This is a genomic window from Stenotrophomonas sp. ATCM1_4, from assembly GCF_004348115.1.
GTDB classification, from domain to species: Bacteria; Pseudomonadota; Gammaproteobacteria; order Xanthomonadales; family Xanthomonadaceae; genus Stenotrophomonas; species Stenotrophomonas capsici.
Window position 1 is genome coordinate 3,944,572 of the sequence record NZ_QPFB01000001.1, and the last position, 17,988, is coordinate 3,962,559.

Sequence of the window (17,988 nt, forward strand, 5' to 3'; positions counted from 1 at the left end):
GGTAGGCGGAACCCACCCCCTCCCTTTCGCGCAGCGAAGGGGAGGGCTGGGGAGGGGGGGTTCTGGAAGCCATTCATCCCACCCCAAGACCCCCTCAACCGCCCCTGCGGTAGCATTCCCTCCCCCGCACCACGCCGTCCCCGCATGCCCCACTACACCGGCCCCCTGCTCATCCGCCCCCTACTCGACCAACTGCAGGCCGCACTGAAGAAAGGGGCCGGCGAAACCACCGCGTCCCTCGACTTGGGCCGCAGCCAGGACCCGGTGGGCCTCGCTCCGGACGGCTGGCAATGGCGCGGCCAGGCCTTCCCCTGGCCGGCCAAGCTCAAGGACCGCACGCTCTACTACTGGGACGGCGAGGAATTCAGCGCGGCTTCGCGTTTCGGCAGCGGGCTGTACAAGCTGGTGCCCACCGACTGGGGCGTGCCCACCTTCGAGATCGACGGCATCAAGATGCTGGTCAGCGCCCAGCTCTCGCCGATGGACGATGCGCGCCGCAAGGTGGCGCTGGTCGAACCGCGCGGCAAGCGCGTGCTCGATACCTGTGGCGGCATGGGTTACTTCGCCGCCTGCTGCCTGGACGACGGCGTGGCCGCTATCCACTCGTTCGAGAAGAGCCCGGAAGTGCTGTGGCTGCGCACCCTGAACCCATGGTCGCCCGACCCGGACAGTCCTCTGGCCGGTGGGCGCCTGCAACTGGTGCACGGCGATGTCTCGCAGCAGATCGCCACGCTTGGCGACGCCTCGTTCGATGCCATCCTGCACAACCCGCCACGCTTCGGCATCGCCGGCGAGCTGTACTCGCAGGTGTTCTACGACCAGCTCGCGCGCGTGCTGCGCACCGGCGGGCGGCTGTTCCACTACACCGGCGCACCGAACAAGCTCACCAGCGGCCGTGACGTTCCGCGCGAAGTGGCCACGCGCCTGCAGAAAGCCGGCTTCAAGGCCGAACTGGCGCTGGACGGCGTGTTCGCGATCCGCCGCTGAGCCGCGGGAACAGCCCCGGCCGCGATGCCGGGCTGCCTGAATGCGCACATGCTGTGGCGCGCATCGTCGCGCATGCAAGCCGCGTCCGTTCCGCGAGCGGCGACGCGCCTACCCACGGGTGTTTCACATCCGGCGCGCGACACTGGGCGCTCCGAAGCGGAGGCAGCCCATGGCAACCGAAACCGTTCGCGGCACCACCGTCACCCTCCATTTCGACGGCAGCCGGTGCATCCACTCCCGCAACTGCGTGCTCAGCCACCCCGATGTCTTCGTGCCCAACGTGGCGGGGGAATGGATCCACCCCGACGCGGTCAGCGCCGAGGAAGTGGAACTGATCGCCCGCAACTGCCCTTCCGGTGCCATCCGCTACGAGTTCAATGACCGCAGCCATGCCGAACCGGCGCCCGTGGTCAACCTGGTGCACGTGCGCGAGAACGGCCCGCTGGCCTTCAATGCACCGCTGCGCATCGCCGGCCAGGATGAGGGCATGCGCGCCACGCTATGCCGCTGCGGCGCGTCGGAGAACAAGCCCTTCTGCGACCATCGCCACGTCGACTGCGGCTTCACCGCCACCGGCGAGCCGGCGGAACGGAAGTCCGAAGCCCTGGCCCAGCGCGACGGCCTGCTGCAGGTCACGCCAACCCGCGACGGTCCGCTGCATGTCGTCGGCAACCTGGAGGTGGTCAGCGGCACCGGACGCACCCTCGACCGCGTCACCGAAACCTGGCTGTGCCGCTGCGGCCATTCCGCCAACAAGCCGTTCTGCGATGGTTCGCATCGCAAGGTCGGCTTCACCGCGGACGGCGAATAGACGGGAGTTCCCGCATGCGTGCACTGCAGCTACGACTCACTGCCGATGAAGGCGTTGCCCAGGCCATGCTGGACATGCTCAAGGGCATGGACGACGTGGCGTGGGTCGAAGACGCCGCCGACCTGCTTCCCGACGTCACCGACCAGGACAGCAGCTCCGCCGGCCTGAGCGACAGCCAGGGCCCGGGCAATCACCTGATCCGGGTCGAGGTCGCCGATGACAGCGCCACCGAACGGGTCATCGATGCCCTCCAGGTGCTGGCCGAACGGCTCGGTGCGGTGCTGGAGATCGATCCGGACACGGCGGACTGACGTCCCGCCGTCACGCCGCACCGCACCGCGACGACGGCACCGACGCGTGCGGCATGCAGCGCGCACATAAGCCGCTTCATGCACCGCCCGGTCAGTCCATCCCGAAATCCCCGCCCACTCACCATTACTCACCGGGCAGGTGAAAGTACGTGCGTGCAAAGCGCAATTCCGATCAATAGATTTAGGCACCAGATCACAATCATCCTGCCTTGCGAGGCTTGCGCAACCACGCCGGTTGCCACCTCAGACATACGCATATGTTCGTATATTCCGTGAGATCCGAGGGAAGCTCGACCCATCCCGTGATGCACCTGACGGACTGGCCCGAGATCTGCTCGGCCAATGCGAGCCATCTGGAACGGAGCCTCGGCGTGGCGCTGAGGACGGAGATACGCAGGAAATTCCAGGCCGGCACTCCCGTCCCGTTGCCGCGGAGCAAGCCCAGCAATGGCGTCAACATCCATCTCTCGGCCAGCGAATCACTCAAGGTGCTGGTACACAACGAGCTGGTGAAGAACCGGATGAGCCACGAGGCGCTGGCCAGGTCGCTGCGCATGCCGGCGCCTTCCCTCACGCGCGCACTGGACCTGGAACAGCCGGTGGACGTGGACCTGCTCTCGAGCATGGTCGCGGCCGTGGGCAAGCGACTCATCGCCTACATTTCCTAGGCCGGCGGCCGCGTCAGCGCCCGCTTTCCGCTTCCGCCTCGGCCAGCTCCGCCAGCACGTCGGCGAAGCACAGGGAAATCGTCGTTCCCACACCCGCCTGGCTTTCCGCCTTCACGCTGCCCCCGGCCCGCTGGACCAGGTCGCGCACGACCGACAGCCCCAGCCCGCTTCCCTGCCCACGCGGCTTGGTGGTGAAGAACGGCTCGAAGGCGTGTGCCAGCACGTCGCCCGCCATGCCCGCCCCGGTGTCGGCAAGGTCCAGCACCAGCCGGTCGCCGTCCCGGCGCGCCCGCAGCGAGAAGCGACCGCCACCGGGCATGGCATGGTCCGCGTTCGCCGCCACGTTCAGCACCATCAGGTCGAACTGCATCCGGTCGAAGAACAGCGCCGGCAGGTCCGCGCCAAGGACGACATCAACCTTCACGTCCGGGCCCATCAACTGCCCGATCATCGGTACCAGCGCCTTCAACGCCTCGCCCGGGTCAAACCACTCCTCCACGCCGTCTTCGGCGCGGGCAAGCGACAGCAACCGCCGCGTGAGCAGGTTGGCCCGGTTCACCGCCGAATCAACGCCCACCAGTGATTCCCGCATGTGCGCCGCATCGCCGGCACGCAGCCCGCTGCGCACGTACCCGCCCGCCACCGCCAGGACGTTGCCGAAGTCATGCGCGACGCCGCTGGCGAGCCGGCCCACCGCTTCCATCTTCTGCGCCTGGACCAACTGCGCGAACGTGCGCTCACGCTCGGCCATTTCCTCGGTCAAGCGCCGGTTGGCCACGTCCAGCGCATCACCGCGTGCGCGTGCCTCGCGCAGGCTCTCGCGCAGCGCGACCGAGCTGCGGTCCAGCACCACGGCAATCATCAGGAAGATGGCGGTGCTGAAGGCGGCATCGCCGAGAAGCTCGACCGCCTGGCCCTGCTTGTCGATGTCCACGGCGATTCCCAGCCCGAAGGCCGCGGCGATGCAGAGGAACATCAACCACAACGCCATGCGCCCCACGGCCAGTGCCGCGATCGCCATCCAGATGGCCAGCACCGGCTGCTCGAACCGCTGCCCGCCGAAGCCGGCAACCAGGTAGGCGGGAATCACGGTCGCGGCGAACACCGCCAGCAACGCATGGGAGGCTGCCCTGAACTTCCCCTTGCGCACCAGCACCAGGCTCAGCGCGGAGATGGCGCTGACCGACAGGCCGAACACCATGCCGGTGACTTCGCCCGGCCGCCACGGGATATCCACCAGCAACGCCCGGTAGCACCAGGCGGCCGTCGGGAGCACCGCCAGCAGGAAGGAAACCAACTGGAGCATCGGCGCATTGCGCCGGTCCACCGGATCGGCGACCGGCACGTCCCGCACCCAATGCAGCATCGACCGCCACCGCTGCAGGCCCCGGGACAATACGCTCCCAGGCACCTCCACGATCTTGTCTTCCACCTGCCTGCTCTCCCCGGATACCGATCTGTCGGCTGCCCAAGCAGCCAGCCCCTGCTCCCCCGGGGCCATCATATCGGCTGCCCCGGGGTTACAGCAGCAGCAGGTAACCGATGCCGCGCACCGTGGTCAGCGGCAGCTCGCAGCCGGTGCCGGCGAGCACCTTGCGGCGCAGGCGATGGATCAGCATCTCGAGCCGGTGCAGGTCGAAATCGTCTTCATCCTGGCTCAGGTGCCCGATGACCGCTTCCCGCGACACCACCCTGCCCCCCGCCTCCGCCAGCAACGCCAGGAACAGCCGCTCGGCCCGGGACAGGGCCACATCGTCACCGGCGGGCGTGGCGATGCGCCAGCCCTGTGCGGTCAAGCGCCATCCCGCTGCATCCGGCGCCGGCATTGCCACGGTGGAGGCGCCGCGCCGCATGACGCTGCGTATCGTCGCGGCAAGCACATCCACGCCGACCGGCTTGGAAAGATAGGCGTCGGCACCCTGCTCCAACCCGTGGACGTGGTCATCGGCACCCCCTCGCCCGGTCAGCATGATGATGGCGGCATTGCCCAGCCTGCGCAGGTGCTGCACCACCGCGAAGCCACTCTCATCAGGAAGGCCGACATCCACGACGAACACATCGTAGGAGCGTAGGCTCAGTGCCCGGTATAAGGCCAGCGCACTGCCCACGCCCTCGACCTCGAACCCTTCCCGCTCCAGTCCTGGAAGGAGGATCTTCCCGCGCAGCTCCTCCTCATCCTCCAGCACCATCACCGACCAGCCGTTCGTTTCCCGCTGCATATCTTCCCTTTGCTGCAACCGTGCGAATGGCCGCGCCTGAACCGCAAGCATTCTTCTTCCAACAGCCCCGAACGAGGCAGTGCCTTCCCCCGCAGCAGCTTCGTTGCTCGTCGTGCCCATGATCAAGCTGGCTTCACTGGCTTGAGCTTCACACACCTGCCCGGAATCCAACGATCTGCGCCTGTGCGTCAGGCTTTCTCTCTCTGCGTTTCCCACCTCGGGGCCGACTGCCGGGAAAGAGCCTGAATGCGAAAGTCAGCGCACATCTGCAGTCAACTGCGCCCTTCACTCTAAATTTCCGGCCGACGATCAACGGAAATGATCGTATCCGGCGACGTGCCCGCGCCTCGCATAATTTCAAAAACTCTCTTCAATATTTCATTTTTTCCTATTCATATTTGTAGTTTATTTCATGCCGCATTTCGATGACCAAAACTGAATCTTCCATTACAGTCCGGTAGCTTCGTTCAACTTAGGTACATCTGTAACGATTCAGCCGTTTCTCGGGCATTTCCGGGCGAAGCGCATTCTTGAGTAGGAGAGAGAACCCTAATGAAGACAGTTAAAGTACTGACCCGTTCCGCTCTTGCCGTTGCCCTGATGGGCGCGGTGATGAGCTTCGGTGCAAACGCGCAGTCCACCTCCGGCGCCATCAGCGGTTCGGCGGATGCTGGAAGCACGATCGTTATCGAAAGCACAACGGGCCTCTCGCGCACCGTGGTGGTCGATGCCAACGGTCGCTACAACGTTGGCAGCCTGCCGGTGGGCAGCTACACCGTGAAACAGGTCAAGGACGGCGCAACCGTCGGCACCCGCAACATCACCGTTGCCGTGTCCTCCACCACGGACGCTTCGTTCGACGCCACGACGCTGGCCGCCATCGAAGTGGTGGGTTCGCGCATGCAGCCCATCGACGTGACCCAGGTCGACTCACGCATGGTCATCACTGCCGAGCAGTTGGCCAAGCTGCCCATCGCGCGCAGCGCCGACGCCATCGCGCAGTTGGCTCCGGGCGTCATCCAGGGTTCCAGCGACTTCGTGAACGCCTCGAACGGCCAGCGCCTGTCATCGTTCGGCGGTGCCTCCATCTCGGAGAACGCTTACTACATCAACGGCATGAACGTTACCGACCCGCTGAAGGGCTTCGGTGGCATCGAACTGCCCTACGGCTCGATCGAGCAGCAGGAAGTGCTGACCGGCGGCTACGGCGCTGCCTACGGCCGCACCACGGGCGGCGTGATCAGCCAGATCGGTAAGCGCGGTACGAATGAATGGAAATTCGGCGGCCAGCTGCAGTGGACCCCCGAATGGGGCAAGGGCGCGCCGCGCAACACGTACTACTCCGACGCACTTCCGGGCGACGTGGGCAGCAAGGACCTGTACCAGTACCGCGAGGACAACGTGGGCTGGTCGACGGTGCAGAGTGCCTATGTCGGTGGCCCGATCATCCAGGACAAACTGTATGTCTTCGCGTCGGTGGAAGGCGCCCGCTCCGAGGATTCGCTGGTAGGCACGAAGTCCTCGTCCTCCCAGATCTCCGAGCGCACGTTCAAGGACCCGAAGTGGTACGCCAAGGTCGACTGGAACATCACCAACGACCACGTGATGGAGCTCACCGCAGCGTCAACGGAGCACAAGTTCTCCGCCAACAACTACCAGTACGACTACGGCACCTTCCGCCGCGGTGACTACCTCGGCAAGGCGACTGCAACCGACACCAAGGCATTGATGTGGATCGGCAAGTACACCGGCTACCTGACTGACAACCTGACCGTCAGTGCCCAATATGGCGAGCAGACGACGGACCTGAAGTCCAATCCGGACAACAAGTACTCCAACCTGATCCCGGTCGGTGGCAGCGCGAACCAGAACCCGGCCTTGAACGGCGGCGTTCCGATCACCAATGCCAACAAGCTGGCGCAGCTCTCCGACCCCAAGCATCAGACCTTCGGCGCGAACTATCGCCTGGACGTCACCTACCATCTTGGCGATCACGCCATCACTGCCGGTATTGACAACCAGCGGACCGAAGACCGCAATGACAGCACCATCATGGCACCGGATGCCGGGTTCTATTGGCTGTACGGCCGCAAGGCCAATCCGATGACCGACATCAGCGAAGGTGAAGTCGACGCGCCCGGCAAGTATCCGGGCGGTGAAGGTGGCTACTTCGTTTCCAAGTACATCCAGGAAACCCTTGCCTCGGTCAAGGTCACGCAGCGTGCCCAGTACATCGAGGACAACTGGCAGGTCAACGACCGCTGGCTGGTGAAGCTGGGTCTGCGCAATGACCAATTCATCAACTACAACCCGGAAGGCCAGGCCTACATCAAGCAGACCAAGCCGCAGTGGGCGCCGCGACTGGGCTTCGCCTGGGACGTCAATGGCGATGGCACGTTCAAGGTGTACGGCAATGCTGGACGCTATTACCTCGCACTGCCGACCTCGCTGGCGGCACGTGGTGCTGCGGGCTCGATCTATACCAACGAGTACTACACCTACACGGGCATCGATGCGAACGGCAACCCGACCGGCCTGACCCCGATCAACACCATCAACGGCCCCGGCGTGCCCTACTCGGCCAACCGCGAGTACGGCCAATCCCCGGATCCGAAGACGGTCACCGCGAAGAACCTCAAGGCGCAGTCCCAGGATGAGTTCATCGTTGGCTTCGACAAGGTCTTCAACGAGAGCTGGAACTACGGTGCCAAGCTGACGTACCGCAAGCTGAACAACGCCATCGACGACACCTGCTACATCGAGAAGTTCGAGGAAGTGGCTGCTGCCCAAGGCATCGATACCACTGGCCTGCGCGGCTGCTACTTCTTCAACCCCGGCGATACCGCGGTGTTCAACCTGCCCGATGGCAAGGGCGGCTACAGCGAGCTGACCCTCACCAACGCAGACCTCGGCTATCCGGCCGTGAAGCGTACCTACATGGCGTTGGATGCCTACATCGAGCACCCGTTCGACGGCAAGCTGTGGGGGCGCGTGACCTACACCTTTGCCCACAGCCGCGGCAACACGGAAGGCCAGGTGAAGTCCGACATCGGCCAGGGCGACATCTCGGCCACGCAGGACTGGGATTACCCGTACCTGATGGAATACGGCAGTGGTCGCCTTCCGAACGATCGGACCCACCAGCTCAAGGCTATGGGCATGTGGCAGATCAACCCGGAATGGAGCGTCAGCAGCACGTTGCAGATCATGAGCGGCACGCCCAACTCCTGCCAGGGTGCCTATGGTCCGGATGAAACCTATCCGGCCTACGCGGGCAACTACTACCACTGGTGTGGTGGCAAGCCGGCCAAGATGGGCGACGCCGGTGAAACGCCCTGGATCAAGAACCTCAACCTCAATGCCGAGTACCGTCCCTCCTTCGCCGACGGCAAGCTGGCCTTCTCCGTCGACGTGCTGAACGTGTTCAACGAACAGAAGGCTACCCGCCTGGATCCGGACTATAGCCCGGGCACTTACCGCCAGGTTCTGTCGTGGCAGGCCCCGCGTAGTGTGCGCCTTGGCGTGACGTACGACTTCTGATCCACCGCTGCAAAAGGAAGGGGGCGCGCAAGCGCCCCCTTCTGCTTCTTCCCCGACATGAGTGTCTCTGTTGCACCACGCATGTACCCGCGCCGATGACATCCCCAGCGCAGCCTTCTCTCACGCTTGCTCGGGTGATGGCACAACACGACACCTGGTGATCGGATACGCATCCATCCCAGTCATGCCATGCAGGTCTTACAGATCGTGCAGGCCATCCCGGCATACGGTGTCAGGTGCAACGAACCAGTCAGAAAGACAACGCGTGTGCGAGTGCGTGCCTACCTTCCAGGCACCGAACCTCAGGCAATGATTCAAACCCCATGACGGCATCATCCTTTTGTACTTCCGGTGATGAAACAGGTCGTCGCAGTGCGCGTCGCGACAGAAATGCTGCATGAGCCTTCATCTCGTCGCCGTTCATGGGCAGTGCGTGGATTCCACGGCAGCCCGCAATCAAACGCTGACACTTAATGAGATATTGCGAAGAATTTCATGTTGTAAGCTCGAAAGGCGCCAAGACTTGCCTCCGTGCTCGCGGCCTCTGGTTCATTTCGCGCGAACCCACTGACTGAGTCGATCACATGTCCAACCGCACACAGGTCAAGGAAGTTCTGATCGTCGAAGACGACATTGCGTTCCGCGAAGAAGTCCTGGCTCCCCGCCTCAACGACGCTGGCTTCAAGGTCCTGCGCGCGACCAACATCCGCGAGATGTATCGCGAGTTGCTCGTGAACGAGCCTTCCCTGGTACTCATGGATGTCAGTCTCCCGGATGAAAGTGGCTTCAGTGCACTCAAGCACCTCAAGGGCGTGGCGAAGTACCCGATCATCATGATGGCCGATCACTACTCTCTGGATGAGCTGCTCCTGGGACTGGAGAATGGCGCCGATGCCTATCTACCCAAGAGCATCGATGCCACAAGCCTGATCGCGACGCTGCACAGCTCCATCATTCGACACGGCCGGCTCGACTCGCACATCAACGTTGCTGACGAAGAGCACGCCGGTGCTCGGAATCCGGAGATGGAGTGGCATCTGGACCACATTTCATGGCACATGCTTTCCCCCAAGGGGGTCAGGATCTGGCTCAACTCCGCCGAACGAATCATCGTCCGGCACCTCTGGTCATCGCAGGGGAAACCCGTGCGACGCGAAGTCCTGATCGAATCCCTCACTGCCGACATGAAGGGCTTTGATCCCCACCGCCTTGAAGTCGTCATGCACCGGCTGCGCAAGAAGGTGTTCGATCTGGCAGGTGAACACCTGCCTGTTAAAACACTGCGCAACGTCGGTTATGCGATGTCACAGCACGATTGACGTCGGCGAGCATCGCCCCGCACCCGGGTTTCCGTGGGACACCACTGACTCAAGCGGCCGGACGGATCGTGCCCTTCGACGCAGCTCCAATTTTCTTTTCCCGCGGCCAGCAAGACCTGTGCGTCGCATGAATGGCCGGAAACCGGAGCCCCAGGTCCGGGACTTCGATTCACGGCAATGTCGCCGCACTGCCAGCACCAGATGTGCCCCGGATCTCCTGGCAACGCAGCCGGCCCGAGGCGCAGGCTTGGATGCGCGACGAATGGAAGCCGGCGGTGTAGCCCTGCGAATGTAGGCACCAAGTAGGCACCAAACGAAAAGGCACCGCGATGCGGTGCCTTCTCTTCTTTATAACTGCTTGATTTGCTTGGTGGGCCCACCAGGATTCGAACCTGGAACCAAAGGATTATGAGTCCTCTGCTCTAACCGTTGAGCTATAGGCCCGTGGCAGGCATCACCCTGTCCCGCGATGACGGGAAGTATCGCCTTGCGCCGCTTCCCACGGCCGTTGCGCCGGGAAAGGAGCGCTGCGAGCGAGGCATTGCCTCGTGATGCATGGCTGCGCATTTTTGCATACTCGACTGACATACGCCTACGCGATAGGTGCGGCGATGTCCCGGTAGCTGCAGCGCGGTGGCATTCCCGCAGGATGCGGCCCTACATGCAGGTCCGGCATGCCTGCCAGCAAGCCACTCAGCCCTGTCCTTGCGCCAGCAGCCGTCGCTGCTGCAACGCCTTCTGCCAGCGCGCCAGCGTGATGCCCAGCAGCATGGCGGGCAGGAACAGCCGCAGTTCGGGATTGCCGAAGGCCAGCCCGACGATGGCCGGCCCCGGTCAGTAGCCGGCAATGCCCCAGCCGATGCCGAACAGCGCCGCGCCCAGTACCAACGGTGTGTCGATGGCACTGGCGGCCGGTAGATGAAAGCGGTCGGCCAGCAGCGGTGCCTTGTGGCACCTTGCCCAGCGATAGCCCGGGAGGATGACCAGACCCGCCGTGCCCAGCACCAGCAGCAGGCTGGGGTCACAGCCGCAGACCACGTCCAGGAAGGCCAGCACCTTGCGTGGATCGGTCATGCCCGCGATGGCCAGGCCCAGGCCAAAGAGCGTGCCCGACGCCAATGCGGATGCCCCGGCCCAGGATGTCCTGCTCATGCCGCCACTCCCACGCCGTGACGCAGCACCCAGGTACTGACGATGGCGAACCACAGGAAGGTCAGCGTCGCCACCAGCGAACGCGGCGACAGCCGTGCAAGGCCGCTCACGCCGTGGCCACTGGTGCAGCCATTGCCCAGCGCGGTGCCGTAGCCCATCGGCAGCCCGGCCAACAACAGCAACCGGCAGGCATGCCCTCGCGCGCCTGCGGCACGCTGCCCCAAGCAGCAGATTGACGCCACCACCAAGCACCAGACCCAGCAGGAACAGCAACCGCGCGCTACGCTCGGGGCCACTCAGGGCATGGCCGAGGATCCCGCTGACCCCCGCGATGCGGCCGTTCAGCCATAGCAGCAGCACTGCGGCGGTACCGATCAGGCTGCCTCCCACCACGGCCGATACCGGCGTGAACTGCACCATCGTCATTTCCTCCAGGCCCTCAGAACTTCCAGGCGTAGGCAACGCCCAGCAGGTTTTCGGCCAGCTTCAGGTCGGCTTCGCCGCCACCGAAGCTGGCCGGTATCGCGCCACGGCCGTGCACCTGCCGCGACAGCGCACGTGCAAGGTAGGCGCTGAACTCGTTGCCGTCGCGCGTGGTCCAGGTCGCCCCCAGCGTCACGTGGTTCTCGACCACCGCCGGCGCGAGGATGTTGAAGAAGGTCTGCGCCTCGGGCACCGGCTGCCCGGCATGGCTGAAGCCGCCACGCACGGTGAGCTGCGGGGTGAGCATGTACTGCACGCCCAGCTTGTAGACGGTGACGTCCTTCCAGCCGAATCCCGGCCCGTTCGGTGCACCCAACGGCTCGCCCTGCAACAGCGGTGCCAGCGGCTGCCCCACGGCGCGTACGTCGCTGTAGTTGATGCGCTGCACTTCGGCGGCGAGGGTGGCGCGGCCACTGGCGCGCACGGCAATGCCGATGCCGTAGTTCTCCGGGACGTCGAAGCTGCCCTGGTCGGCGAACAGGCCCTTGTAGCGGTCGAAGGCACTGGCGCTGATCTTCGAGGACCACGTCGCGCCCACGGTGATGCTGTCACCGAACTGTCCGTTCCACCCCACGCGCACGCCGGCACCGGTCGACGTGTCGGTACCGCGGTTGCTGACCTTGCCCGGTGTCTGCGAGAAGCCGTCGAAGAAGCCGATGCCCTTGGCCTCGAAGCGCTGGTACAGCAGGTTCACGCCGATGCCGATGGCGTGGTGCGGGTTGAGCTTCAACGCAAACGAGGGCGTCAGGAACAGCTGCTCCAGGTTCACACCGGCCCTGCCGGTACCGCCAAAGCGCGCATAGGGGTTCTGGCCGTAATCGGTGTTCATGCCGCCGTTGCCATACAGGGCGATGCCCCATGCAGAGCGCTCGCCCACTGCGTGCGTGTAGCCCACCTCGGGCAACACGAAATTCCTGCGCCCGTTTCCGTCGTAGTGCGCATCCGGCGCGATGGCATTGCCCACGATGTCCGCACTGCGCCGGGGCACGAACCAGGTCGCGCCCACATCCAGTCGGTTGCCTACCAACGCGGTGCCGGCGGGATTGGCAGCCGCCGCCAGGCCATCCTGCGGAAGGGCGATGCCGATACCGGCAATGCCGTTGGATTTGACGCTGTTGCCATGGGTGAAATAGCCATTGGTCGCCGACGCGAATGCCGGGGCAAGCAACGCCACGATGCCTGCGCTGAGACGAAGCGGAACGGTAGCATGGACGTTCATGAGGACCTCGGGGACAGGTGGCACGACGCCCGATGGCGTCGCTTGCCACCGACGCTAAACCCGCCGGCCCCGTGCCTCCCCCGCTGCCTGATTGTTTGAATATTCCAAGCACTCATGTGCCGGCTTCGACGGGAGGAGGCAGCACTGTGTGTTGCAACCACGGATGTTCCGGAACGGCGCGCAGCGCTGCGTCCCTACGCATTCCGCCCTGGTTTTTTCGGTGATTCAGGCGATTTCTCTCCGAATGCAACGAAGCCTGGAAGGCGCCTGCCACCTGCGCATTGCGGGCACACCGCGCATTCTCGATACGACGAAACGGTGCGTTGCCGCAGCAGGGGCTGGAATGTTGCCGGGCAACCTGTCCTTGCCTGGCGTGACACCCACAAAGGCGCATCATCGCTGGCGGATGCGGGTGTACATGGCGGATTTCCAGCGGGCATCGGGAGTGCCGGGGCGCTTACGTGTGCCCGTTGGTCATCGGGTACGGTGTGTGACCGCCGCGCGCTTCATGCGGCGCCTGCCGGAACTGGCCTCCCCGCCTGCGATTGCACTTCCCATGCCGGGCAGGCCTGGACGGCATCCCCACCGATGGCGGCTGTCGCGGGCAACAAAAAACCCCGCCTGGGCGGGGTTTTCCGTTGCTGCCGTCGCTATCGATCAATCGATATCGAGGAAGCTGCGCAGCTGCTCGGAGCGGCTCGGGTGACGCAGCTTGCGCAGCGCCTTGGCTTCGATCTGGCGGATGCGCTCGCGGGTGACGTCGAACTGCTTGCCCACTTCTTCCAGCGTGTGGTCGGTGTTCATGTCGATGCCGAACCGCATGCGCAGCACCTTGGCCTCCCTCGGGGTGAGGCCGGCCAGCACGTCACGCACGGTTTCGGACAGGTTGATGTTGGTGGTGTTCTCGATCGGGGACTCCACGTTGGTGTCCTCGATGAAGTCGCCCAGATGCGAATCCTCGTCGTCGCCGATCGGGGTTTCCATCGAGATCGGCTCCTTGGCGATCTTCATCACCTTGCGGATCTTGTCTTCCGGCATGTCCATTTCCTTGGCCAGCTCCTCCGGCGTGGCCTCGCGGCCGTACTGCTGGAGCATCTGGCGGGAAATGCGGTTGAGCTTGTTGATCGTCTCGATCATGTGCACCGGGATACGGATGGTGCGCGCCTGGTCGGCGATCGAGCGGGTGATCGCCTGGCGGATCCACCAGGTGGCGTAGGTCGAGAACTTGTAACCGCGGCGGTACTCGAACTTGTCCACGGCTTTCATCAGGCCGATGTTGCCTTCCTGGATCAGGTCCAGGAACTGCAGGCCACGGTTGGTGTACTTCTTGGCGATGGAGATCACCAGGCGCAGGTTGGCCTCGACCATCTCCTTCTTGGCCTTGCGCGCCTTGGCTTCGCCATAGGCCATCACGCGGCTGATTTCCTTGAGCTCGTCCAGCGACAGCTGGGCGCTCTTTTCCAGGTCGATGGTGGCCTGCTGCTCGGCCACGATCTGATCCTTGACGTCACGCAGCGCCGAAGACCACTTCTGCTTGCGCTTGATCGCGTCCTCGACCCATTCCAGGTTGGTCTGGTTGCCTTCCCAGGAACGGATGAAGTCCTTGCGCGGCATGCGCGCGGTGATCGTGGCCAGGTGCAGCACGCGGCGCTCCTGGGCCTTGACCTGGCCCATGGTGTCGCGCAGCAGTTTGGTCAGCACGTCGGTCAGCGGCAGCGGCAGCTTCAAGGTGATGAAGGTAGCGGCCAGCTCGTCGCGCAGCTTGGTCTGGGCCTTGGTATCGCCCTTGGCATGCGCCTTCTTGAACTTGGCCAGGTCCGCGGCCAGCAGGTCCATGCGACGGGCCACTTCGACCGGATCCGGACCGGTCGGGCCGGTATCCTCGTCGCTGCTGACGTCGTCATCGTCCTCGTCGGCTTCCGAATCGGCGTCGTCGCTGCTGTCGCCGTCGGCGGCGGCGGTCGGGGCCGGTTCTTCCTCGACCAGGTCGTTGAAGCCGACGATCACTTCGGCCAGGCGCTTCTTGCCTTCCTTGTGCGCTTCGTAGTCGGCCAGCACCGATTCCACGGCCAGCGGGAAGGTGCCCAGTGCAGCCTGCACCTGGCCCAGGCCTTCCTCGATGCGCTTGGCGATGGCGATTTCGCCTTCGCGGGTCAGCAGCTCGACCGTACCCATCTCGCGCATGTACATGCGCACCGGGTCGGTGGTGCGACCACCTTCGGTGTCCAGCGCGGTCAGCGCGGCCGCGGCTTCTTCGGCGGCGGTATCATCGACTTCGCGGTTGCCGGTGTTGCCATCGCTGAGCATCAGCGTGTCGGCATCGGGCGCAACCTCATGGACATCAATGCCCATGCCGGTGATCAGGCCGATGATGTCTTCAATCTGCTCCGGGTCGACCATGTCGTCGGGCAGGTGATCATTGACTTCGGCGTAGGTCAGGTAGCCCTGTTCCAGGCCCTTGCTGATCAGAAGCTTGATGTCGTTTTGCTGGGCAGGACGTTCGTTGGCCATGTAGTGCTCGCGCCACCGGCGGGTTGGAATATAGGGAACCTAGCATTATACCAGCGCAGCGTAACGCTTGCCGGCGGTGGTTCCGGGGCGTCAGGGTCTGAGCAGGAAGGTGACGGGACCGTCATTCACCAGGCTGACAACCATATGGGCACCGAAGCGCCCGGTTTCCACCCCTGCGGCGTGTTTTTCACGGCAGATCGCCACCAATCGATTGAAAAGCCGTTCAGCCTCGGCCGGCGGGGCTGCGCTGGTGAAGCTCGGGCGCATGCCTGAACGGGTGTCCGCGGCCAGGGTGAACTGGCTGACCAGCAACAAGCCACCGCCAATGTCCCGCAAGGAGCGGTTCATCTTGCCGGCATCGTCGGCGAACACCCGGTAACCGAGCAGGCGATCCGCCATCCGCGAGAGCGCCGCCTCGTCGTCCCCCGGCTCCACCCCCACCAGGGCCAGCAGACCGGGTCCGATCTGCCCCACCACGGCGTCATCGACGGTGACCGAGGCCTGAGTAACGCGCTGGATCAGGGAGAGCATGGTCGGTCCAATGGGGCAATTGCCCACCATAGCACCGGGCCTCAGCCGCTAGACTTGCACGGATGAAACCGCAAGCCACCGCCAAGCTCTACCACCGCCTCGCCACCGCCCTGACCCACCTGCCCTGGTCCTGGCAGCGGACGCTGGCTGACACCGTGGCCTGGCTGTGGGGCCGGATCGACGCCCGTGAAAGCCGGGTCACCCGTCGCAACCTGGAGCTGGCCTATCCCGAACTGGGGGCCGACCAGCGTCGCCGGCTGCACCGCCAGATCCTGCGCACCACCGCCCGCCAGGCGCTGGAAACGCTGTACCTGTGGACCCACGACCCGGCCGACAACCTGGCCCGGCACCTGAAGCAGCGCAACGGCCAGGCCCTGTACGACGCCGCGCTGGCCTCGGGCAAGGGCGTGATCGTGATCGCCCCGCACTACGGCAACTGGGAGCTGCTGAACCAGTGGCTGGCCGAACGTGGCCCGATCGCCATCGTCTACGCGCCGCCGGAAAACCCGGTCGGCGATGAGTTCCTGCAGCTGTGCCGCGGCGGTGACAACGTGCGCCAGGTGCGTGCCGAGGGGCCGGCGGTGCGGCAGCTGTTCAAGGTGCTCAAGGACGGCGGTGCCACCGGCATCCTGCCCGACCAGCAGCCCAAGAATGGCGATGGCGAGTTCGTGCCGTTCTTCGGCGTGCAGGCGCTGACCATGACCCTGGTCAACCGCCTGGCCGAGCGCACCGGCGCCACCCTGCTGTACGCCTGGTGCGAGCGCATCGGCCCGGACCTGGAGTTTGCCCTGCACGTGGAGCCGGCCGAGCCGGCCATCGCCGATGCGGACCTGCCCACCGCGGTGGCCACCCTGAGCGCCGGCATCGAGCGCATCGCCCGGCGCGATCCGTCGCAGTACCAGTGGACCTACAAGCGCTACACGCTGCGGCCACCGGGCAGCGGCGAAACTGACCCCTACGCCACCGCCAGGCACCCGCACTGACACCGGCCCTGCAACACTGCGTCACCTGTCCCGTCGATTGAATCAACGAGCGGCGGTCCCCATAAGGTCCCGATGAGCGTCCAGTCCCCCTCCCCCAGCGCCGGCCCGTTCGGCGAAACCGCCGCCATCCACTGCGAGCGCGCCGCCGCCGAGCTGCGTGCCGGCCGGCCGGTGGTGATCGTCGACGGGCAACGTCGGCTGGCCACCCTCGCCCTGGACAGCAGCTCCCCGCGCAGCCTGGCCGCCTTCGGCCAGGCCAGCGACCAGCAGCACTACCTGTTCCTGACCGCCCCGCGCGCGCAGACGCTGGGCATCACCGCCAGCGATGGCATCCGCCTGCCGCTGGCCGGCCGCGATTTCGCCGAGCTGCCGGCACTGGCCTACCTGCGCGATGCCCTCACGGCCGAAGGCGCGCAACCACTGGGCAATGACCTGGACGCGGCGGCGGTGGAAGTGGCCCGGCTCGGCCTGCTGCTGCCGGCCATGATCTCGGTGGAACTGGCGCCGGGGCCAAGCGCGTTCGACCCCTGCCTGCACCTGAGCGTGGAAGCCCTGCGTGACGGCGCCCGCCAGGCCGGCCAGGATTACGAACTGGTCACCCGCTCGCCGGTGCCGTTGCGCGACGTGGGCATGAGCGAGTTCGCGGTGTTCCGTGGCGGCGTGGCGCAGCGCGACCAGGTCGCGGTGATCGTCGGCACGCCGGACCTGCAGGGCGCGGTGCCGGTGCGCGTGCACTCCTCGTGCCTGACCGGCGACCTGTTCGGTTCGCTCAAATGCGACTGCGGCGACCAGCTGCGGCGCGGCCTGCGCACGCTCAAGGCGCTGGGCGGCGGCATCCTGCTGTACCTGGACCAGGAAGGCCGTGGCACCGGCATCGCCGCCAAGATGCGCGCCTATGGCTACCAGCACGAAGGGCTGGACACCATCGACGCCGACGCCCAGCTCGGCTTCGGTGCCGACGAGCGCCGCTATGGCAGCGCGGTGGCGATGCTGCGCGCATTGGGCGTGCAGCGCATCCAACTGCTGACCAACAACCCCACCAAGGTGCAGCACCTGCGCAACGCCGGCATCGAAGTCAGCGGTTGCGTGCCGGTGACCGGCGAGATCACCGCCGAGAACGAGCAGTACCTGCGCACCAAGGCCGCCCGTGCCGGCCACCACCTGGATGTCGATGCGCTGATCATGGCCGCGCAGTGATGCGCGACTGAGCGCGCGGAAAAGCAACCACAGCAAGCCCCCCTCCCCAGCCCTCCC

Annotated in this window: 14 protein-coding genes, 1 tRNA gene and 1 pseudogene; 8 read left to right on the plus strand and 8 right to left on the minus strand. The window is 65.2% G+C overall.

Annotated elements, in window-relative coordinates; genetic code table 11:
- The first annotated feature begins 144 nt into the window (after positions 1 to 144).
- The 4 genes from ATCM_RS17965 to ATCM_RS17980 all read left to right on the plus strand — a co-directional run bounded on the left by ATCM_RS17965 (position 145) and on the right by ATCM_RS17980 (position 2,777).
- Entirely contained in the window at positions 145 to 987 is an 843-nt protein-coding gene (locus ATCM_RS17965) for a methyltransferase (protein WP_132865838.1), read from the plus strand.
- A 169-nt stretch (positions 988 to 1,156) separates the two neighbouring features.
- Entirely contained in the window at positions 1,157 to 1,798 is a 642-nt protein-coding gene (locus ATCM_RS17970; protein WP_132865839.1) for a CDGSH iron-sulfur domain-containing protein, read from the plus strand.
- A gap of 14 nt (positions 1,799 to 1,812) precedes the next feature.
- Positions 1,813 to 2,109: a hypothetical protein gene (locus ATCM_RS17975; RefSeq protein WP_132865840.1), complete on the plus strand. Its 297-nt coding sequence runs from the start codon at positions 1,813 to 1,815 to the stop codon at positions 2,107 to 2,109.
- 371 nt (positions 2,110 to 2,480) lie between these two features.
- Positions 2,481 to 2,777: a hypothetical protein gene (locus ATCM_RS17980; protein ID WP_165931217.1), complete on the plus strand. Its 297-nt coding sequence runs from the start codon at positions 2,481 to 2,483 to the stop codon at positions 2,775 to 2,777.
- Between the two features lie 13 nt (positions 2,778 to 2,790).
- On the opposite strand, the gene ATCM_RS17985 is transcribed toward ATCM_RS17980, so the two are convergent.
- A complete protein-coding gene (locus ATCM_RS17985; protein WP_132865842.1) occupies positions 2,791 to 4,209 on the minus strand; it encodes an ATP-binding protein in 1,419 nt (472 codons plus the stop codon).
- An 88-nt stretch (positions 4,210 to 4,297) separates the two neighbouring features.
- Positions 4,298 to 5,047, minus strand: a complete 750-nt coding sequence (locus ATCM_RS17990; RefSeq protein ID WP_243694049.1) for a response regulator transcription factor — start codon at positions 5,045 to 5,047, stop codon at positions 4,298 to 4,300.
- 501 nt (positions 5,048 to 5,548) lie between these two features.
- Between ATCM_RS17990 and ATCM_RS17995 the strand changes: the two genes are divergently transcribed.
- Both ATCM_RS17995 and ATCM_RS18000 read left to right on the plus strand, forming a co-directional pair.
- On the plus strand, positions 5,549 to 8,536 hold the full coding sequence (locus ATCM_RS17995; RefSeq protein WP_132865843.1) for a TonB-dependent receptor: 2,988 nt from the start codon (positions 5,549 to 5,551) through the stop codon (positions 8,534 to 8,536).
- Positions 8,537 to 9,120: 584 nt separating this feature from the next.
- The gene (locus ATCM_RS18000; protein WP_132865844.1) at positions 9,121 to 9,855 is read left to right on the plus strand and encodes a response regulator transcription factor; all 735 of its coding nucleotides are present in this window, start codon (positions 9,121 to 9,123) and stop codon (positions 9,853 to 9,855) included.
- Positions 9,856 to 10,223: 368 nt separating this feature from the next.
- On the opposite strand, the gene ATCM_RS18005 is transcribed toward ATCM_RS18000, so the two are convergent.
- The 6 genes and pseudogenes from ATCM_RS18005 to dtd all read right to left on the minus strand — a co-directional run bounded on the left by ATCM_RS18005 (position 10,224) and on the right by dtd (position 15,751).
- A tRNA-Ile gene (locus ATCM_RS18005) sits at positions 10,224 to 10,299 on the minus strand.
- Positions 10,300 to 10,689: 390 nt separating this feature from the next.
- Positions 10,690 to 11,007 (minus strand): DUF6691 family protein, encoded by a 318-nt coding sequence (locus ATCM_RS18010; protein WP_343145375.1) that lies wholly within the window; start codon positions 11,005 to 11,007, stop codon positions 10,690 to 10,692.
- Positions 11,004 to 11,427, minus strand: a pseudogene (locus ATCM_RS18015) (YeeE/YedE thiosulfate transporter family protein). The gene ATCM_RS18010 and the pseudogene ATCM_RS18015 overlap by 4 nt, the downstream one beginning before the upstream one ends.
- A gap of 19 nt (positions 11,428 to 11,446) precedes the next feature.
- Positions 11,447 to 12,709, minus strand: a complete 1,263-nt coding sequence (locus ATCM_RS18020) for an outer membrane protein transport protein (protein WP_132865845.1) — start codon at positions 12,707 to 12,709, stop codon at positions 11,447 to 11,449.
- Between the two features lie 657 nt (positions 12,710 to 13,366).
- Positions 13,367 to 15,220 (minus strand): RNA polymerase sigma factor RpoD, encoded by a 1,854-nt coding sequence (gene rpoD, locus ATCM_RS18025; protein ID WP_132865846.1) that lies wholly within the window; start codon positions 15,218 to 15,220, stop codon positions 13,367 to 13,369.
- A gap of 90 nt (positions 15,221 to 15,310) precedes the next feature.
- Entirely contained in the window at positions 15,311 to 15,751 is a 441-nt protein-coding gene (gene dtd / locus ATCM_RS18030; RefSeq protein ID WP_132865847.1) for a D-aminoacyl-tRNA deacylase, read from the minus strand.
- Positions 15,752 to 15,813: 62 nt separating this feature from the next.
- Between dtd and ATCM_RS18035 the strand changes: the two genes are divergently transcribed.
- Both ATCM_RS18035 and ribA read left to right on the plus strand, forming a co-directional pair.
- The gene (locus ATCM_RS18035) at positions 15,814 to 16,734 is read left to right on the plus strand and encodes a lauroyl acyltransferase (protein WP_132865848.1); all 921 of its coding nucleotides are present in this window, start codon (positions 15,814 to 15,816) and stop codon (positions 16,732 to 16,734) included.
- A gap of 72 nt (positions 16,735 to 16,806) precedes the next feature.
- On the plus strand, positions 16,807 to 17,931 hold the full coding sequence (gene ribA, locus ATCM_RS18040) for a GTP cyclohydrolase II RibA (RefSeq protein WP_132865849.1): 1,125 nt from the start codon (positions 16,807 to 16,809) through the stop codon (positions 17,929 to 17,931).
- The last annotated feature ends 57 nt before the right edge of the window (positions 17,932 to 17,988 follow it).